Below are 21,583 nucleotides of genomic sequence, written 5' to 3' on the forward strand. Positions count from 1 at the left end.
AGCAAAGTGTGTTCCATATTTAAATATTTTTTGGCAAAATGCGAAAAAAGGAGCAAAAATGTTAGGAAAAATCATAAAAGAGCACGAAGAAGAATTATTCTCATTATACAAATTAAACTCATCAAGCAATCACGATTTAGCAAGACTTATCAATAATGATTTAAAAGAACTTGGCTTAGAGATAAATGATATGAATTTCAATTCATATTTATTAAGAATTATTGAGCTAAATACTACAAATTATGAAAATACTTGCAAAAAAAATAATATAAACTTAGCAAAAGCAAAGGATTTAGCATATAAAAGAGTAAAAGAATTTTACGAGCAAAGACATATAAAAATCATTGAAAAATTAAGCCCTTGTTTAGATAAATTTTATGTAGATTTATTAAAACTAGTGCATAAAATCGGTCTTGTTTTTAATAGTATTCAGCCTAAATGGGATAAGGCAATTGAAAAAAATAATGAATTTTTTAAAAGTTTAGAAAATCCTTATGAGTTTATAAAAAATAATAAGCTTTATTATCTTGATGAAAATGATGAAATAGCTACTAGGATTTATGCAATAGCAATTAATTTGGATACTAAACCAGAGCTTTTACCATATTCTTTATATTTTGAAGAAGAATTTAAAAAGATTGATGAATACTTTAATGAGTTTTTTAAATTAAATCATAAAAATGAAGCATATATAAAATATCTTAAAGCCTTGCAAAATGCTTTAATGAGTAAAGAGCTTAGCCTAAAGCCTTGGCAAAATGCTGAAATAGCTTGGATGGGGGCAAAAGACTTCATTCAAGTTGGGCATTTTTTAGAATATTACGAAGACGCATTTACTCATTCAGTAGCACTTGAGTGGGATATTAGAATTGATGATAATTATGATTTTAATAGTGAAAGTTTTGTTAATAAGATGAAAAATAGCTTAAATAAAGCTTATAAAAACGCTAATATAACTAATCAAAACGCATTAAATCTAAGCCTAGCTAATTTAGACAAAATTGAGCTTCATATTAGCAAACCTATACTTTATTATGGAGCAGAATTAAATGGCTTATTTTCAGCTCAAGTTGTGCCAAATGATGAATTTGTATCAGCAAATTATGGCAAAAAAATATTTGCATTTTTAGATTTTGTCTATAAAAAAACAAAATCAAAACCAAGAACAATGCTAAATCAAAAAGTATTTGATAAAGCCTTTAACGACTACAATAAAAGCGTATTAAATGATGAGTTTTTATGGAAAAAGATTTATGAGATTAGCACCATTGGACACGAAGCAGGACATATTTTCTTTATAGGTAGCGATACAGAAAGCTTAATGAATACTAATGGAGTATTTAAAAATATTGAAGAATTTAAAGCAAGTGCTGGTGGGATATATGATTTTTGCAATCATTTTGATGAAAAATACAAAAAGGCCTTATTAGCAAATATAACAAGTAGAGCAGTATCTTTAATGGCTTATAAAAGCACTAAAGAAATAGAGCCTTATTATTGTGAAGGTTTGATATTTTTAGCAATATTATTTAAAAGCAAGGTTTTAAGCTTTTCAAATGATACTTTATTAAGTGTTGATTTAGAAAAATTTGAAGATTTTCAAAAGGAATTTTTAAATGTATATAACGAACTTGCAAAAACTTATCTTAAAAAAGAAAATGCAAATAATTTTTTAAAAGATTATGCAGTGTTAAAGGATTTAGAATACATTAGCACAAATAAAGATTTAGTAAAACTTGGCGATGAATATAGAAAATTATATGATGAATTTGCCAATGTTTTAATCAAGGAGAACGAATGAGTAATACCCTAATAATAGTAGAATCACCAAGCAAAGCTAAAACAATTTCAAGATTTGTAGGTAGTGAATATAGCGTAATTGCGTCTAAAGGTCATATTAGGGATTTGCCTAAAAATAAATTAGGAATTGATATAGAAGATGGACATTTTAAACCTAATTATGAAATCAGTAAAACTCACTCAAGCATAGTAAAAGAATTAAAAAGCCTTAGCAAAGGTGCTAAAGTCTTACTAGCAACCGATGAAGATAGAGAAGGAGAAGCAATTGCATATCATCTAGCAAATATCTTAGGCGGAGATATTTTAGGCTATGATAGAATAGTTTTTCACGAAATTACAAAAGACGCTATTTTAAACGCTATTAAACACCCAAGAAAAATAGATTTAAATAGCGTAAATGCTCAACAAGCTAGGCGTATGCTAGATAGAATTGTGGGTTTTAAATTAAGTGGCTTATTATCAAGCAAGGTAGCAAGCAAGCTTAGTGCTGGTAGGGTTCAAAGTGCGGCTTTAAGATTAATTATCTTAAAAGAGCGAGAAATAAGAAATTTCGTAAGCATTGAGTATTATGAACTTGATACTAAGTTTAAAACAGATTTAGAAGTAGAATTAATAGAATTTGATAACAAGAAATTATCAAAAACAAGCATTACTGAAAAAGCCTTAGCCGAAGAAATCCTAAAACACATTAAAAGCTCGGATTTTATAGTAGATGAAATCAGTATAAAAGAGCGTAAAGATAGTCCAAAGCCACCTTTTATGACTTCTACTTTACAACAAGCTGCTAGTTCTAAATTAGGTTTTTCTCCTAAAAAAACTATGATGTTAGCACAGACTTTATATGAAGGCGTTCAAACTCACACAGGATTTATGGGTGCAATTACTTATATGAGAACTGATAGCTTAAACTTAAGCGAAGAAGCAATAAAATCAGCAAGAGAGCAAATCGCAAAAGACTATGGCAAAGAATATTTACCGACTAAAGCAAGAGTTTATGAGACTAAAAGCAAAGGCGCTCAAGAAGCTCACGAAGCTATTCGTGTAACTAATGTTAGCTTTACTCCTGAAATTGCTAAAGAATATTTAAAGGCTGATGAATATAAATTGTATAAATTAATTTATGATAGATTTTTAATGACCCAAATGGCTGATGCGAAGATAGAAAACAATACAATTTATATCACAAGTAATAAGGCGAAGTTTAAACTAAGTGGAAGAAGAGTGCTTTTTGATGGACATTTAAGATTGAATGATGATGCTAGTGGAGATAAGATTTTACCTGCTTTAAATAAAGGCGATAAAATGACTTTACAAAGCTCAAAAATAAAGACCTTACACACAGAGCCACCTGCAAGATACAACGAAGCAAGTCTTATTAAACAACTTGAAGAATTAGGCATAGGTCGTCCTAGCACTTACGCACCTACAACAAGCCTTTTAATTGATAGAGATTATGTGAAGTTAGAGAAAAAACAACTAATCCCTACAGAAAAAGGCGAAAAAATCATAGAATTTTTAGAAGAACATTTTATGCAAATAGTAGATGCGAAATTTACTAGCAATATGGAAGAGCGTTTAGATGAGATTGCAACTCATGGGCGTGATTTAGATGAGGTTTTAAATGAATTTTATGAGCCATTTATCACTAAAATCAACGATGGAAAAACAAGTATTCAAAGTCAAAAACAAGTAGAAAAACTAGGAGAAAATTGCCCTGATTGTGGTAAAGAATTGCTAATTCGTGAAGGCAAATTCGGTAAATTCGTAGCTTGTAGTGGTTATCCAAAATGCAAATATTCAAGGAATTTAAACAATACAAAAACCGAAAACAAAGAAGAAAAACCTAAAAAAGAATTAGTAAAACTAGATGTCCCTTGCCCTAAATGTGGTAGCGATTTGGTGCAAAGATTTTCTAAAAGGGGTGCATTTTATGGGTGCAGTTCTTATCCTAAATGTAATTTCATTAGCTCATACCCACTAGCTAAAGAAAAATGCGCTAATTGTGGCGGAATAATGATTATAAAAGAACTTAAAAAAGGCACATTTATAGAGTGCTTAGATTGTAAAACAAAAATAGAAAAATAATAAAAGAATTTGTAATTAATCCTAATTACAAATTCTATTTTAATTTACTTAAAAGCTCCATTGCTAGAATGTGCTTGCATATAGCGTAATATTCTATCCTTTTGCTCGTCAGTAATTTTTGCATTCATTTGCATTGCTCCTAAATAAGCGTCCCATTCATCTATTGCGTGTTCGCTTGGAGCGTGTGCTGCGTGACAACTCGTGCAAGAATCATAATAAAACACCTCAACACCTTCAAAAGCAGCGTCTTTATCAGTAGTTAAAGAGCTTGATTTTACCCAAAAGCTCATTTCAGGCTTAGCGTTTTTACTCTCTAAATAGACAAATTCCGCATTTTTATTAAAAGCTAATTTATCTCCTACAACTTCTCCACTAATGCTAACCTTAGCTAAATCTCCCTTAGTTTCAATTAGCTTAACCATAGTTCCTTCATAAATCGTTCCGATTTGCTTTTGATTTTCATCTAGCATTGTTGCTTTTTCGTCTAAGATAAATCTAATATCTTTAGCAAATTCTTGCTTTTTTGTCTCAACTTTTGCAGGAGTTGGTAAAAATATTTGCTGATAATCAGGCTTATATGCAAAAGCACTTAAAGTAATTAATGATAATCCTATAATTTTTCTCATTTTACGCTCCTATAATTGTTGGTGGTGTTGTGTTTTTATATGGTTTAACAGCTTCGTTTTTACCTAGCTTTCTAATCGCTACTAAGCAAGTATTTACGCTAGTTGCTTGTGCCATTTGAGAAGTTGGGCGAGATGAAGTAAGCACATTTACATGACCTTGATTGCATCTTGAATTATCTTTATCATCTTCAGGGTCATACCAAGCACCCTCTTGAATAGCTACAACGCCACTTCTAATATCATCACTTACAAATGCACCAGCTAATAATCTACCACGATTATTATATACTTCTACCACTTCGCCGTGTTTAATACCAAGCTTTTTAGCATCTTCTGTATTAATTACTACAGGCTCACGACCTTGGATTTTGTAAAGCTCTCTTACCCAAGTATTATCAAGTTGAGAATGAATTCTATATCTTGGGTGTGGGCTTAATAAATGGAATGGATATTTTTTGCTTAATTCTTGATTTCCTAAATATTCAGCCGGTTCAAACCAAGTTATATGACCTTTAAAATCAGGTAAATCATAATCAGCAAATTTTTGTGAATAGATTTGGAATTTTCCACTTTCTGTTGCTAATTTATTATTCACTGGGTCTTTTCTAAAATCAGCGTGGCGAACGAATTCATAAGCTTCTTTTGGAATTTCAAAATGAAGTGAGCCTTTCTCCCAAAACTCATCAAATTCCATTTCATTTATACAATCACTCTTCTCATAAAAACTTCTTATCCATTCTAAATGGTCTTTCTTGCCACCACTAAACTTAGCCAATTCTCTTTCGCCAAATCTCTTTGCTAATTCATAGAATACATCGTAATCATTGCGGCTTTCATACACAGGCTCGATTACTTTTTTCATAGCATACACCCAATCTTGCGAATATGAACCACCAAAGCTTATATCATCACGCTCAAGTGTTGTTGTAGCTGGGATTACTATATCAGCCATTTTTGCCATCGGCGTCCACCAAGGCTCATGAACAACTATTGTTTCAAGTTGTCTTAAAGCATGAATTAATTCATTAGTATTTGGATGATGACCTAAAACACTAGCACCTGCTACATAAAACATTTTAATCTCTGGATATGTAAAGGTTTTGCCTTTAAAATTGATAGTTTTATTTGGATTTAGGATAGCTTCGCTAACACGACTTGCAGGGATATTTATATTTACGCTATTTTTTCCTTGTGGCAATCCAACAGGAAGTAATGCTCCACTAAACGCTCCACCAGCCGAGCAATAATGCATAGAAAAGCCAAATCCACCACCAGGCAGTCCTACTTGACCAATCATACAAGCTAAAGTTATGATAGCCCAGTCAGCTTGTTCGCCGTGATGCGCTCTTTGATTTGCCCAGTTACCTGCTAAAAATGTTCTTTTACTAACGAATAAATCGCATAATTCTTTAATCTTAGTCGCATCAATTCCACAAATCTTAGCCGCCCATTCAGGAGTTTTTTCTACTCCATCAGTTTTACCTAGTAAATATGGTAAAAATTTATCAAATCCATCTGTGTATTTAGCTATAAATTCTTTATCGTATTTTCCACTTGTATATAAATAATGGCACATTCCAAGTATCATTGCAACATCGGTATTTGGGACGATTTTTATCCATTCAGCCTTTGTAATTTGCGCTGCTTTTGTGTATTGTGGGTCAATGTTAATAAACTTTATATTACTAGCTGCGTATTTTTTAAGCCAACTATCATTCTCACGATTAGCTACCTTAAAATCTATTTGATTATCCTTGTAAATATCACAACCCCACATTACATAAACTTCGCAGTTTTTAATCATTTGCTCGTAATTTGTTTGCAAACTATAAACTTCTAAATCCCCTGCTATAGCAGTATTTACTTTACCCGCTGCTCCGTTACTATACTCTCCATCAGTGCCTATTGCTCCACATAAAACGGTGTTAAAAAATCTACCTGCAACTGCGTTACAATTATGAAGTAAGCCAACATGACCCCATCCACCATAACTTGCGTTAAAGATATTTTCAGGTTTTGTAGCTTTAAGCTTTTTGTATAATAAATCAAGCACTACATCCCAACTAACACGAACGAAAGGCTCACGACCCCTTAAATCAGGGCGATTTTTACCTTCTAAAAAACTTTTTCTAACACTTGGATATTTTACCCTTGTATCTGAATATGTTCTATCTATGATAGCTTTAGTGATTACGCTTGGGTTTTTATCGCTTTCGTGTGGGATAAGATTGATTATTTTTCCTTCGCTATTTACTTCGGCTGTAAATGCACCAAAATGTGTAGCATGTGGGATTTGCTTGATATCATAAAAATTTGTATCAGCACTCAAAGGACAAGTAATCGCACTAGCTGTAATTGCTGAACCTTTAAGGAATGTTCTTCTTGAAATTGCCATAATTTCTCCTTTTTAAAATATAAAAGAACATTTTATATAGTAAGTATTATCATAAAGTTATAAGGTATTTTTAGTCTTCTTTGAATAATTAGAATTTGAAAATGAAATTCTTAAGAAAAATTATAAAATATATATTTTTATATTTACTAATAAAAATTAATTTATATTTAAGATTTTAAATATTTAATAATAAATATTAAATTTTTATAAATTAATATTTTATCTACTACAACAATATATAAAGCATTATAAATACAACTAAATTACTATTAGAAAACTTGTAATATTTAAGTATTTTATTGCGAAAAATTTAGCAAAAATTGTTGCAAAATTATCATTTTTTAAGCTTTGTTTTTTCAATTTATAAATATAATACCTTGATTTATATCAATTTTTTAGCATTAATAAAAATCAAGCAACTTTTTAAGGATTTCATATGAATAAGACCATAAGAATGTCATTACTAGCATTTACGATAATTAGTTCAGTTCAAGCAGCGACTGTTGATGGTAGTAAAGTTTTAACTATTGTCAATACTAATGATACATATACAAATTTAGGTCAAACAGATGTTTCAAGTATCAAATTTACTAACGGAGCAAGTGCTGAAAATACTAGTTTTACTATGAGTGGTGGTGGAGATTTTCACCCTTTAGATAGTTTTAATGGGACTTTTTTAAATTTCATAATTAATAGCCAAGGTGGTCAATATGCTAGTGGTAGAGAGCAAAGAAGCACCTTATGGATGGATAAAAAAAGCTCTATGACAATTAAGAATGATTTAACTGTTAATGGAGATTTAAATGACTCAGCAAATATGACAGATGATGAGCTTAAAAGCAAAGATGGAATTTATATAGAAAATGCTAATGCTTCATTGTTAGTAGAAGGTGATTTGATAGGCAATAAAACCTACTTAGTAAATGATAAAAATTCTAAATTTACTGTAAAAGGTAATACAAAACTAGAAAACACATTTTTACAAAATAAATCAGGTACAATGACATTAAATACCTTAGAAGGTAATGGCTCTTCTACTTCTAAGTTAGAAAATAAAGCCGGTAATCTAAACGCTGAAACTATTTCATCTACAACTATTAATAGCAAAGGCGGAACTCTAACTTCTAAAAATATCAATAATAATTCCATCATCAATAGCGAAACTGGTGGAACTATTAATGTTACAAATGAAATTAATGGCTCAACAATCAATGGTAATGGTGGGAATTTAACTGCGGGAAATATCACAAATAAATCTACTATCAATAGTAAAGGTGCGACTATTAAAGTAAATAGCAATATTGACAATTCAACAATTGAAGGCGATAGTGGAACTTTAACTGCGGGAAATATCACAAATAAATCTACAATTAATAGTAAAGGTGCAAATATAACTGCTGATAATATTACTGCTAATTCAATTATAAATAGTGAAAGTGGTGGGAATTTAAGTGTTACAAATAATATTGACAATTCAACTATTAAAAATAATGGTGGGACTATTAATGTTACAAATAATATAGTAGGTTCTACAATTGATGGAACTAGCGGGACTTTAAAGGTAACAAACAATATAGATAGCTCAACTATCAATAGCAATGGTGCTAAAATTGAAGTTACTAAAAATGTTACAAATAACTCAATTATTAATAGTAATACAGATGGTAATTTAACTATATCAGGCGATGTTCTAGGCTCAACTATTAATAGTAATGCTAATGGAAAATTAAGCGTTAATAATGTTAAAGATAAATCAACCATAAATAGCAAAGGTGGGACTTTAACTGCAAATGAAGTTAGTAATTCAACTATTACAAGTGATAGTGGGACTTTAAATATTAATGGCAATACAAGTGGCAATACTATTACTCATAATGGTGGGAGTGTAATATTAGGCGACGCAACTAATGCAACTACCGGCACTAATAATACGATTAATATCAATTCAGCTGGCTTTAATATAAATTCTAATTTACTAAATGGCACGATAAATACAAAAGATAATAATGCTGCTACTTTTACTAAAGATAATACAACCATAACAGGCACTACAATCGTTGGAACTAGCAAAAACGCTGTTAATATAATAGGCGGTCAAAATAAAACTCTAAACCTTGTAAATGTTACTGCGAGTAATTCTGATATAGGACAAGAAAAAGGTAGCACAACAGGTGGGATTAATATCAAAGGTGGTAAATATACTGATGTTAATATAGGAACAACTGGTGGCACTTCAACACACGCTATACAAAAACTAACTATCACAGATAATGCAAATATAAATGGGGATAGAATAAACGCTGATAATCTTACAATAAATAATAGTTCTGTAAGCACTACCGGAAATATTAGCACAAATAAAGATATTAAAATTGATGGTTCAAATGTTGATTTTAAACACATAGTTGTGGGTAAGCCAAATTCAACTATTGATATTACTAATTCAAATATTACTTCAAACAACACTACAGATGGTGGTATTTGGTCTACTCAAAGTGGAAATAAAATAAATATAACCAATTCTAAGCTAGATTTAGTAACCTTAAAAAGTGGTAGCGATATAACAATTAAGGATAATAAAACCGATAAAGCCTTAATGTCAAAAACAGAAGTAACATCAACTCAAGGCGGTGTAACTTTAGATAATACAGATAGTAATGCAAAGAACATAAATGGTAAAAATATCAATATTACTAACAATTCAAATATACTTTCTGGAACACTTAAAGCTAATGAAAATGTAAATATTAACAATAACTCAAATATCCAATCGGGTAAAATAACAGCTGAAGGTGGAGATATTACGCTAGATAATTCAAACACAAGCGAAAACGCTAATTTAGAAAGTAAGTTTAATAATGTTACTTATAAAGGCAAGTCTAATATACAAGGCAATACCATAGCAGGAGCTGATATTATCATTGAAGATGGTGCAAATGTAAGCAAAGGAACTCACACAGCTACTAATATTAAATTAAATAAAGATGGAAATATAAGTGGCTCATCAGAGCTAAATGCTACAAATCAAGCCGACATTGGTGGCAATGTAAGTGGTGGTAAAATCACTGCAAATAACACTATAAACATTAATTCTGGTGGTAATGTAAGTAGCGGAGAATTAAATGCAAATGATATATATGTTAAATCAGGTAGCAATGTAAATGGTGGAGTATTTACTGGCACAAATTCTATTAATATTGGAGAATTAGGTAAAGACAAAACTAATGTTAGTGGTGGAGAATTTACAAGTAATTATTTTAAATCTACTAATGCAAGTGTTAGTGGTGCAAATATCAATACAGACGGAGCTTATTTTCAAAACTCAACTTATAATGGAAATAGTTTCAAATCAACTGGCAATGTAATTATAGATAACAATAGCGAAATTAATTCAGCTCTTGATATAGGTGGCAATGCAACAATATCTTATGGAAGTAAGCTTAATGCAGATATTACAAATGTTAAAGACATTACTATTAGCGACAAAGATACAACAATCAATGCCAATATAAATGCAAGTGGATTTGTAGATATATCAAATTATGCTACCTTGAATGCAGATAAAACAATCAAAGCAAATGGTGCAAGAATAGCAACTGCAAATATAAAAGGTATTTTAGATATAGATGATAGCGTGGATTTATTAAATGCAAATGTAGAAAAAACTGCAAAAATTAAGGCAAATAATAAAATCCAAGCATATTGGGGGACTATAAACGGAGAATTAGAATCTAAAAATAGTGATATTGTATTAGGATACGGAGCTAAATCAGATGAAAATGCTAAGTTTATAACAAATAGTGGAAGTGTTATTTTAAGTAATAAAATACTAGATAGCAAATACCCTGCACCTGGCACTCAAGAAACCGATATAAAAGGGACAATTAATGCTAATAAATTGCTTGTAAAAGATGGTGCTACATTAAATGCTAATTCTACAATAACTACTACAGCAGAATTTGAAAGCAAAGCTATTTTAGGAGAAAGTGGTGTTGTAAATGCTAATAGCGTCACTTTAAATGATAGTAGCACTAAAACAAACTCACAAATTAATGCTACTGATATAAAAGTAAATAATGGCTCAACTATACAAGGTGGCTTACAAGCTAAAGATATAACGATTGATAATTCAACAACAGAAAATGCTACCATAAATGCTAATACAATAACCTTACAAAACAAAAGCGTAATCAACGAAGGCACAAAGCTTAGCACAAATACTAATGGTGGTAAAATCATAATAGATGGAAAAGATACAAAAGTATTAGCGTCAATTGAAAATACTGATAATTTAGAAGTAAGAAATCAAGCTACACTTAGTGGTAATGTAAATATCAAAAGCACTACTACTATAAAAGACGCTAATTTATCGGGAAATCTAACTTCTAATGAAGTTAATTTCATTAATTCTAAATTAGACAATTCAAAAGAAACTACAATCAAAGCTAATAAAACATTATTACAATTAGCTCAAGATATGCTTTTAGAAAAATTAAACATTCAAAATAAAGATGCTAATAAAAATAATGATGTTAGAATTGATGGGAATTTAAAAATTGCTAATTCTACGATTAGTAATTCTAATATAAATGCAGCAAGTATAGATGATACATTAAATCTTAAAAATGTAGATTTAACTAATGCAAATATAGGTAATGATACTAGCAAACGCTTAAATGATTTAACTTTAGATGATGTTAAATTTACTGGAGATACTATCAGTGCTAAAAATACTAATATCTTAAATACACAAGAAGCTAAAGGAATTAAAGCTGATTTAATTAAAGCTGATGAGAAATTAAGCATTACAAATTCTAAAAATATAAAAACAAATACTCTAAATGCAAAAAATACTGATATAAGTTCATCTAGCGTAACTTTAAATAATGGTAATTCTAGTGATTTTTCAGCTACTAAACAATCAGTTGTAAATGTTTTAGGAGAATTATTTACAAATAAAGCCTTAATAGATTGCTCTACTACTAATAATGGTTTAATTAAAGGAACTAATTTAGTTACCGTGCAAAATGGTTCTATTGTTAATTCAAATATTAATAGTAGCGGTAGAGTAGATATAATAGGTGGTGGCTCTTGTGCTAATAACACAACTACTACAATTAATAAAGCAATAGAAACTAATGAATTAGTAGCTAGAAGAGGTGCAGTGATTAATGCAGATAGTAATTTTAACAATGCTACAATTGATAATGCTACTATAAAAGGAGATTTAACTAGCAAAAATCCTAGTGGAACGCTACTAATTGCAAATGGGGCTGAAGTTGCTGGCGGAAATATTAATGTAGCAGGTAATATAATCTTAAGTAATGACGCTCAAAATCTAGGGGTGCATGATGGAATTAGTCCAGAACCACCTGCAGCTAATAAAAAAACTACCATTAACTCTACTATAAAAAATGCTAATGATATTACTTTAGGAAAAGATACAACGATAAATGCAGATATTAATAAAGCTAATAATATTACAGCTACAAATGCTACATTGAACTCAAGCAATGTAAATGCTAATAATCTTAATGCTAATAATTCTCAAATAGGTAAAGATGATAAGAGTTCTAATATTATCTTGCAAGGAATGGCAAATATAGCAAATAGCGTAATTGATGCGACAATTAATGCTATAAAAGATATTATTGTAACTTCAGATGATAAGAATAATCCAAGCAAGATTAATTCTAAACTAACTTCAAAAGAAAATATCACAATCAAAGGAAGCGAGCCTACGCAAGTTAATGCTGATTTAAAAGCAGATAAAAATATCAATGTAACTAATGCAACTATAAAAGATAATACGAATTTAAATGCAAATAATGATATTAATTTAAACAACACTAAATCAAATAATATTAAAGCTACTTCAAATTCTGGGAATATTACTATTAGTGGTGGGGAGTTTAAAGGAAAAGACGCAATAATCACTGCAAATAATGGAAAAACCACATTAACTAATAATGCTAAAGTTTGCTCTAGCATTGATACTAAGGATTTGGATTTAAATAACAAAGCTAGTATTTGTAGCGATGATACAACTCCTGTTACAATCACTAGCACAGGTTTAAGCAATATTGATGGTAAAAATGGTGTTAATATAGGCGAAAATGTTACATTTAATGCGAATAATTTGGATATTAAAAATATTGATGATAAGTCTAAATTAGACGCTAAATTAAATGCTAGTGGGGAATTTAAAGTAAGTAATTCAACTTTAAAAAATGATATAAGCGTTAAAGGAAATAAAGCTTGTTTTAAACCAGATAGCACGACAACTCTTAAAGGAAAAGTAGAAGTAGATTGCCTAGATTCTAATCAAACTACATTTGATGGCAAAGTTATAGCTAAGAATGTAAAAGATAATGGCTCACAATTTAACAATAAAACTACAATAGATGGTGGGACAAATAATTTAAATAATTCAACATTTAATGATGATTTAACACTAAAAGGCGAAGGCAATACTAAATTAAGCAATGCTTCTATGAAAGATTTAGTAAATGAAGCTATTAAAGTGGTATTAGATAATATTAAATCATTTAATAATATTACAAATCAAAATGGCGGAGATTTAAGCATTAATAATACTGATAAAATCGCTGGAACAAGTATTAAAAATAATGGGGATAAATCTAAATTAGACTTTAATAATATAGGCGAATTAGCAACCAAAATTACAAATGATGATGGCGGTATTTTAAGTCTTACAAATGTTAAAAATGTAAGCGAAGATATTACAAATAATTCAGAATTGAATGTAAATAATTCTATTATTAATGCTGCTATTAAATATGACAATAATAAGTGTGGGACATTAAACACTAGCAATGGAATTTACAATAACAATGTAGAACAATGCAATATAAATGCGAACTTAAATAATACCTTTAATAAAGATATTTTAGTGCATAATAATTCAGATATTTCAGGTAATTTCACTGCAAACACATTTAAAACAAATACGCTAAATGCTGATAATGCCTTCATAGAAATTACAGGAACTAAACCTATATCAAGCATTGATGATTTGGCTACAAATACTTATGATAAGACAAGCGATTTAAAAAATAGCACTTATACAATCAAAAATTCAACAATAAGAGCTACTAATACAAATAGCAATGGCATAGGTGGAATTAGAGCTGATAATTTAATAGTGGATAATTCACACATTCAAGCACAAGTTGTAACTAATACTCTAAATGCTAATAATTCTAAGTTTTATATTTATGGTGGTGGAATTGATACTAGTTTAGAAGATAAATTCAGTGGTCCTATCATAGTAAATAAAGAAGCTTTAGGAGAAAATAACGAAATCGTTTTATACAATACGAACTTAAGTAAGCTAGTAAATACAAGAGTTCCTATTGCTATTGTAAATGGTAAAAAAGAAGATAATGAAAAAGATAAAGCTTACTTTAAAGTAACTTATAAAACCGTTTTAGCTACTTATAATACTAAGGTTTTAAGCTTTGATGAAATAGGTAAAGATGGAGTATGGAGTTTAGGTTTAACAGATAAAGAACCAATAATTAATAAAGATAGCATTAGGTCTAATTTAGAAATAGATAAAGAAGCTTTAAAAGGTTTTGGTAAGGTTAGTGCTGATGATAAGGATTTATTGACTTTAGAATATCTTGACCCAGCTGTTACAAGTGCGATTAAAAACATAATGTATACACCATATTATGTTGCTAGATATTATATTGATGATAATGACTTAAGATTTAATTACTTAAGAAATGATGATAAAAATAAAGGTTTTTGGATAAATTCTGATTATGGTTATTTTGAAACAGATTCAAATAATTTAAAAGGTAGCAGAGTTAATGTCGGAGTAGACAATAAAGTATCTTTAAAAAATCTTGATGTAGCTTATGGTATAAAAGCTTCTAAAGCAAAACTAAAAGCTAATAAAGCATTAAGCACTGATGTTGGAATAACTGGCATTGGACTTTATGCTAGCACGAATTTTAATTCGGGATTTTTCGTTGATTATGACTTAAATTTACTAACTTTAAAGGGTAATTATAAGAGCGATTTAGCGATGATAAATACTACAAGATATGATAATTTATGGCAAGCAAAAGTTAAGGTAGGACAAAGATTTGGCTCTGATTATTATGTAGAACCTAATGTTAAATTAATAGCTACTCGCTATCCAAAAGTAAATATTGATGGAGCAGTATTAGGAATTCAAACAGAACAAGCAGCTCAATATACTGCAAAAGCAGGTATTAAAGCTGGTGCTAAAATCAATGATAAAGTAGGTTTAAATACTGAATTTGCTTATATTAAAGACTTAAACGAAAGTCCAAGTAATAGTGCTAATGATGGTATGACTTATTATTTTGAAAGGGTTCAAGATAGAGGATTTGAAATCAAATTCGGAGCTAATTATAAACCTAGTGCTAATACTAACATTAATTTAGATTTTGCTAAGAGCATTACAAATCACTTTAATAATAACTACAATATAAACTTAGGATTTTCTTATAATTTCTAATCTAAAATCAAGCAAGGCTTTTTAAGTCTTGTTTGATTTATCTTCAATCAATAATATTTTTAATATTTTGAACTTATAAAGATTTTTAGCTTTTCTAAATTCTATAAATAAAAAAGGATTTTTAAAAGATTAGCAAGACTTTTAATTTTATTTGATTTGTCTTCAATCAATAATATTTTTAACTTATAAAGATTTTTAGTTTGTCTAAATTCTATAAATAAAAAAGGATTTGTAAAAGATTAGCAAGACTTTTAAGCCTTGCTAATAAGGTTTATACATTAAATCTAAAGTGCATTATATCGCCGTCAATTACTTCGTAATCTTTACCTTCTAAGCGTAATTTACCTGCTTCTTTAGCTTTTGCTTCGCCACCACAATTTACGAAATCATCATAGCTAATTACTTCAGCCTTGATAAAGCCTTTTTCAAAATCATTATGAATTACACTTGCAGCCTTAGGAGCTTTATAACCTTTATGAATAGTCCAAGACCTAACTTCTTTAACCCCACAAGTAAAATAAGAAATCAAATTAAGCTTAGCAAAACTTGTCCTAATAATAGCTGCTAAACCACTTTCATTTACGCCTAATTCTTTTAAAAACTCATTAGCTTCAGCTTCGTCCATTCCAACCAAATCTTCTTCAAGCTTAGCACATAATTTTAAAACACTATGATTTGATTTGGCTGCATATTCACGCACCTTTTTTACATAATCATTATCATCTAATAATTCATCTTCGCTTACATTAACGCCATAAATTACTTCTTTAGCACTAAGTAATCTTAATTCTTTATTTAAAGTTATAAAAGCTTCGCTATCACGATTTGCATATTCACTAGCTAATTTGCCATCTTCTAGGTGTTTTAATAAATCCTGTGCTAATTCAAGGCATTCTTTAGCACCTTTAAGATTTGCTCTTGCTTCTTTGCTAAGTCTATCAAGCTTTTTATTAAGTTGTTCAATATCAGCTAAGATTAATTCAAGATTTATGATTTCTATATCTCTTAATGGGTCAACCCCACCTTCAACATGAGTGATATTTTCATCATCAAAACATCTTACTATATGTAAAATCAAATCAGTTTCACGAATATTTGCTAAGAATTTATTCCCTAAACCTTCGCCTTTGCTAGCACCCTTTACAAGACCTGCAATATCTACAAATTCTATCATTGAGTGCATTATTCTTTCAGGATTTACTATATTTGCTAAGACTTTTAATCTCTCATCAGGCACTTCAACAATAGCTTTATTTGGCTCAATGGTGCAAAATGGATAATTTGCTGCTTGAGCGTTTGCTGCCTTTGTTAAAGCATTAAAAGTCGTACTTTTACCAACATTAGGAAGTCCAACAATACCTACGCTAAGGCTCATTTTGCACTCCTTGCCATTCTAAGTAAGTTTATAATATTCATTCTAACTCCAGCTGCACTTGCTCCATAAGCATTCTCGCCCCACACTTTTTCTACATAGGCAGGTCCAGCAATGTCTAAATGCAACCATTTGTCTTTATATTCTTTTCTAATAAACTCGCCTAAGAACATTCCTGCACTAATTGCTCCACCATATCTTGAGCTACCTGTATTGCTAACATCAGCTATTTTACTTTTGATAAGCTCTTTAATGTGTGGATTAAAGTGTAAAACGCAAGTATATTCGCCACTTCTTTTTGAATTATTATAAAACTCGTTTTGCAAGTCTTCATTATATCCCATAATACCACTTGTATATTCGCTAAGCCCAACCACACAAGCACCCGTTAAAGTAGCTAAATCTATTAATAAATCAGGCTTTAAATCTTGAGCAAAACTCAAGCAATCTGCTAAAACCAATCTTCCTTCAGCATCAGTATTTCTTACTTCTATACTTACACCTTCTCTTGAAATTAATACATCATCAGGCATATATGATTTTTCGCTTATGCAGTTTTGTGCTGCACCTATAATTCCGTGTATTTCATAAGGTAGTTTTAACATACTAGCTGCTTTTAAAATACCTAAAACAGCAGCTGCACCACTCTTATCAGCTTTCATAGTTAGCATATAATCAGCTGGTTTAAGACTTAGCCCACCTGTATCATATACAAGTCCTTTTCCTACATAAACTATTTTTTTAATAGCGTTTTGTGGTTTATAAGCTAAGTGGATTAATTTTGCAGGATAACTACTTGCACGATTTACTGCTAAAAATGCGTTCATTCCTTCTTTTTGTAAATAATCATCGCTATAAACATTGCATTCTAAATCAAATTCTTTAGCTAATTTTAAAGCGTCTTTTTCAAAACTAAGTTGATTATAAGTGCTTGGAATTTCATTTACTATATTTTTTACATCTTCACAAGCATTTGCTAATACTTTACCTAGCTCAACGCCTTGTTGAATATCATCGTTTTGTTGTGTTTCAAGGCTTATTAATTCTATTTTAGAATTCTTAGGCTCTTTATGATATTTGTTAAACTCATATAAAGATGAAATAACAGCATAAATATGAGCATAAGCACTATAAAACTCACAACCAAGATTAATAAATTCAAGGCTAATGCTTTTTATATTTAAGTTCTTAATGCTCTTAATAGCACTACCTAAACTAGCTATAAAACTAGCATAAGTTAATTCATCGTTTAAGCCAACATAAAGCGTTCTTTTAGCTAGGTTGCAAATCGCTCCAACTCCTTTATAATCATTTATTTCAAAAAATTCTTTATCATCAAATCTACTTAAATCTTTGTTTTGTATCAAACAAACTTTAAAATCAGTATTTTTTTCATTAAATACTACTTTCATTTTTTTTACCTTTCTTACTTAATAATTTATTTTCTAAACTTTTAAAAGCATATAAAATTAAGCATAAAAATCCTACAACTAAAATTCCTGCCAAATACCAATGGTCTTTCGCCCAATTAATAATCTCCCATATATGCTCGCCAAAAATATACACTATAAAAATAGTAATAGCAGCCCATACTTGAGCTGAAATAAAATTAATTATTGCAAATTTCTTTGCACTATAATTAGTAAGCCCTATACTCATAGGAATAACGGTTCTAAAACCATACATATAGCGTTGAATAAATATTATAGGCCAGCCGTATTTTTGAAGTAAAATCTGTGCTACTGCAAATTTTCGCCTTTGTGTTTTTAGCTTTTTTCTAATATAGCTTTTTGAGTATCTTCCTATATAAAAATATATCTGATCGCCCAAAAATCCCCCACAACCTGCTATAAATGTGATAAGTCCTATATGAATATGTTCTCCGTGAGCTGCAAGTCCTGCTAGTATTAATGCAGTTTCGCCTTCTAGCGTGCACCATAAAAATATAATAATACTAGCAATTACGATTTTATCTCTAAATAAGGAAGTTAAAACCCCCTCAGGGTCAGCAAAAAAGGAATTTATAAAATTAATTATCATATCCATTGCTAATCCTTTAAAATGCAATAAATATCATCACAATGCTCTTTTAAAGCTTTATATCCACCGATATTTATATCTATTAAAAAACAACTCTTAATCTCTTTAGCACCTACTAATTTTAATAATTTCATACAAGCAATGCTAGTGCCACCCGTTGCTAATAAATCATCCATAAAAAGAACTTTTACATCTTTTTTGCCTAAAAATGCGTCCTTTTTCATCTCTATTTTATCTTTGCCGTATTCTAAATCATATTCAATACTTAATAGCTCTCCTGGGAGTTTATTTTTCTTTCTAATTGGAACAAAAGGGATATTTAAAATAGCTCCTAATGCAGCTGCAAAAATAAAGCCACGACTTTCAGCTCCTACTAAAAAATCAAATTCTTCATCTTTATATTTATCTTTTAAGTGATTTATTAAAACTTGCCAACCTTCTTTATCTGCTAAAAGCGTGGTAATATCTGCAAATACAATTCCTTCTTTTGGGTAGTTTGGATATCTTTTTATCTTCTCATTTAATAATTTTTCTATATTCATATTAATCCTTATAATAAGCTTTCAATTTTTGCTTCTAATTCTTTGATTTTTGTATTTAATTTATTATTTTCTAAGCGATATTGAGAATTTCTTGTCCTAAGGCTTGTTAATTCACTTTTTACCTTATCTAATTCTTCATTTAATACATCTATATTTCCTAAAGAGCGTTGAAGTTGTGTTTGTAGCTTTCTCATAACCACTTCTGTATCATCAAAATTAGTTTTTAAAAACTCTTTTGAGGCTCTTTCTTTATTAAGTAATGATTTATAATAATAAGTCATCACTAAAAAATAAATACATATACAAACTAAAGCAGTAATAACCATCCAAATAAATAACATTTATTGCCCTAATTTTTTTACTCTATTTTCGTGTCTTCCACCAAGAAATGGGGTATTTATAAAGGTTATGATTAATTTTTTTGCAAGTTCAAAATCAACAAATCTAGCGCCTAAAGATATAACATTAGCGTCATTATGTTCTCTTGCTAATCTTGCATAATCTTCGCAATGACAAAGTGCTGCACGAATATGCTTATGACGATTTGCCGCTATGCTAATTCCTATACCACTTCCGCAAATAATAACACCTATTGCATTTGTATCGTTTTTAAGCTCATTTGCTAATTTATTAGCATAATCAGGATAATCCACACTATCATCACTATCACAACCAAGATTTATACATTCGTATTCTTTACTAAAGTATTCAATCAAACTAAACTTTAACTTAGTTGCTGCGTGGTCGTTTGCAAAATAAATTCTCATATTTTTCCTTAATATAAAATAATTTTAGTTTAATATTTAAGAGTTAATTAATAATACGCTCTTGCTTCTCGTTTTAAATCTCTTTCTTTGATTGCTTGACGCTTATCGTGAAGATTTTTTCCTTTTGCTAAAGCTAGAGTTCCTTTCAAAATCCCACGCTTAAAATAACAATTTAGTATTACTAAAGTAAATCCATCTGTGCTGATTTTACCTATTAATTTATCAATTTCTGCACGATGAAGCAATAATTTCCTAGCTCTTCTATCTTCGTGAGTGAAGTATTTATTCGCCGTATTCATATGACCTATGTGGCTATCAAGTAGCCAAGCTTCACCTTTGATTATCCTTACAAAAGAATCTTTTAAATTGATTTTGCCGTGTCTTACAGCTACAACTTCGCTACCTAATAAGGCAAAACCACATTCATAAGTATCAATTATGCTATATTCAAATCTTGCTTTTTTATTCTCTGCAACGCTTTTCATTATTATCCTTAAAATGAGTATATAAGACCGATTTTAGCGTAATTTTGATTAGCAATTAAACTTAAACGATAATTTTTATAATCAAAATAAGTATTAAGATTTATATGTTTTTTATCAGCACTAATTTTTATACCAAAATTATCAAAATCCTTTAAATAACCTATGTTTAAGCCGTAATTATTAGCCCCTATAAAAAAACCTTCATAATAATACCCTAAGAAAAAATTAGCAAATACCCTAGCCTTTTTATATCTAATTCCTAATTCAAATTCATAGCTAATCTTTTCGTATTCGCTAATTTTTATAGGGCTTATATAATTTTTATTAAAGTTTAATATATTTAAACTATGAGATAATTTATCATTTAGACTAAGAATACTTATCTCAAAATCAAGGCTATTTTTTTTATCATATTCATAAAACAATCCTACTTTATGAAAGTTCTTTTTATAATCAGTATTAAGCGATACAAAACGAATTGGAATTAGGCTTGATTTAAGATTAACACCATAGTTTTTGGCATACATACTTAAAGCTGATGAGCAATTTTTATGCAAAAATGTATAAGTATCATAAATCTCATCTTCGTAAAATAAAGCTGATAGATTGGCTTCTTGGCTATCATCTAAATTAAGCGGATAGCATTTTACTTGTCTTTCATCATCTTCATAAAACTTAATTAATTTATCCTTAGGCAAAATTTGCATAATGCCTTCTACTCCAAAAAGTGCTGATAAATTATCTTTAATATTTAAATTACTATTTAGATTAAAACTAGCCGCTTTATTGTTATAAGCTAAAAATATATGCCCAAACATAGTATCAAGTCGCTTGTAGCTATCACTTACATAACAAACACTAATATCACTTGCTCTTAAAAAAATACTAATAATTAATAAAAACACAAATTTCATCTTATTATTTTACTTTTTTTGTTAGCATAAAAGTTAAAAAAG

General features: G+C 29.5%; 13 protein-coding genes. 3 read left to right on the forward strand and 10 right to left on the reverse strand.

From position 1 onward, the window contains the following. Positions 1-58: 58 nt before the first annotated feature. Together ciaB and topA are read left to right on the forward strand one after the other, a co-directional pair. Positions 59-1,801: an invasion protein CiaB gene (ciaB, locus tag AVBRAN12640_RS03920; RefSeq protein ID WP_239803475.1), complete on the forward strand. Its 1,743-nt coding sequence runs from the start codon at positions 59-61 to the stop codon at positions 1,799-1,801. After that, positions 1,798-3,885, forward strand: a complete 2,088-nt coding sequence (gene topA, locus AVBRAN12640_RS03925; protein ID WP_336608433.1) for a type I DNA topoisomerase — start codon at positions 1,798-1,800, stop codon at positions 3,883-3,885. Before ciaB ends, topA begins: the two co-directional genes overlap by 4 nt. Before the next feature lie 44 nt (positions 3,886-3,929). Here topA and AVBRAN12640_RS03930 read toward each other — a convergent pair whose 3' ends face one another. Further along, on the reverse strand, positions 3,930-4,511 hold the full coding sequence (locus AVBRAN12640_RS03930; RefSeq protein WP_214119872.1) for a hypothetical protein: 582 nt from the start codon (positions 4,509-4,511) through the stop codon (positions 3,930-3,932). A gap of 1 nt (position 4,512) precedes the next feature. After that, complete coding sequence (locus AVBRAN12640_RS03935) at positions 4,513-6,906, reverse strand: molybdopterin-dependent oxidoreductase (protein WP_336608434.1); 2,394 nt, start codon at positions 6,904-6,906, stop codon at positions 4,513-4,515. A gap of 436 nt (positions 6,907-7,342) precedes the next feature. Between AVBRAN12640_RS03935 and AVBRAN12640_RS03940 the strand changes: the two genes are divergently transcribed. After that, positions 7,343-15,421: a hypothetical protein gene (locus tag AVBRAN12640_RS03940; protein ID WP_336608435.1), complete on the forward strand. Its 8,079-nt coding sequence runs from the start codon at positions 7,343-7,345 to the stop codon at positions 15,419-15,421. Positions 15,422-15,692: 271 nt separating this feature from the next. On the opposite strand, the gene ychF is transcribed toward AVBRAN12640_RS03940, so the two are convergent. Genes ychF through AVBRAN12640_RS03980 form a run of 8 tightly spaced genes read right to left on the reverse strand, consistent with a single transcriptional unit; the run spans position 15,693 to position 21,541 of the window. After that, on the reverse strand, positions 15,693-16,796 hold the full coding sequence (gene ychF, locus AVBRAN12640_RS03945; protein WP_214119875.1) for a redox-regulated ATPase YchF: 1,104 nt from the start codon (positions 16,794-16,796) through the stop codon (positions 15,693-15,695). After that, positions 16,793-18,205: a leucyl aminopeptidase gene (locus AVBRAN12640_RS03950; RefSeq protein WP_214115784.1), complete on the reverse strand. Its 1,413-nt coding sequence runs from the start codon at positions 18,203-18,205 to the stop codon at positions 16,793-16,795. Before AVBRAN12640_RS03950 ends, ychF begins: the two co-directional genes overlap by 4 nt. Beyond that, positions 18,189-18,839 carry a DedA family protein gene (locus AVBRAN12640_RS03955; RefSeq protein ID WP_250325095.1) on the reverse strand — a complete coding sequence of 217 codons (651 nt, stop codon included), beginning with the start codon at positions 18,837-18,839 and terminating at the stop codon, positions 18,189-18,191. The genes AVBRAN12640_RS03950 and AVBRAN12640_RS03955 overlap by 17 nt, the downstream gene beginning before the upstream one ends. 2 nt (positions 18,840-18,841) lie before the next feature. Continuing rightward, on the reverse strand, positions 18,842-19,375 hold the full coding sequence (gene apt, locus AVBRAN12640_RS03960; RefSeq protein ID WP_336608436.1) for an adenine phosphoribosyltransferase: 534 nt from the start codon (positions 19,373-19,375) through the stop codon (positions 18,842-18,844). Between the two features lie 8 nt (positions 19,376-19,383). Further along, positions 19,384-19,716, reverse strand: coding sequence for a hypothetical protein (locus AVBRAN12640_RS03965; protein WP_214115786.1), 333 nt, complete (start codon positions 19,714-19,716; stop codon positions 19,384-19,386). After that, positions 19,717-20,157, reverse strand: a complete 441-nt coding sequence (locus tag AVBRAN12640_RS03970) for an RpiB/LacA/LacB family sugar-phosphate isomerase (protein WP_214119885.1) — start codon at positions 20,155-20,157, stop codon at positions 19,717-19,719. It lies immediately after the preceding gene. Between the two features lie 32 nt (positions 20,158-20,189). After that, on the reverse strand, positions 20,190-20,627 hold the full coding sequence (smpB, locus tag AVBRAN12640_RS03975; RefSeq protein ID WP_214115787.1) for an SsrA-binding protein SmpB: 438 nt from the start codon (positions 20,625-20,627) through the stop codon (positions 20,190-20,192). A gap of 8 nt (positions 20,628-20,635) precedes the next feature. Then, positions 20,636-21,541 (reverse strand): lipoprotein N-acyltransferase Lnb domain-containing protein, encoded by a 906-nt coding sequence (locus tag AVBRAN12640_RS03980; protein ID WP_214149759.1) that lies wholly within the window; start codon positions 21,539-21,541, stop codon positions 20,636-20,638. Positions 21,542-21,583: the final 42 nt, after the last annotated feature.

It is taken from the genome of Campylobacter sp. RM12640 (genome assembly GCF_020137595.1).
GTDB lineage: Bacteria > Campylobacterota > Campylobacteria > Campylobacterales > Campylobacteraceae > Campylobacter_E.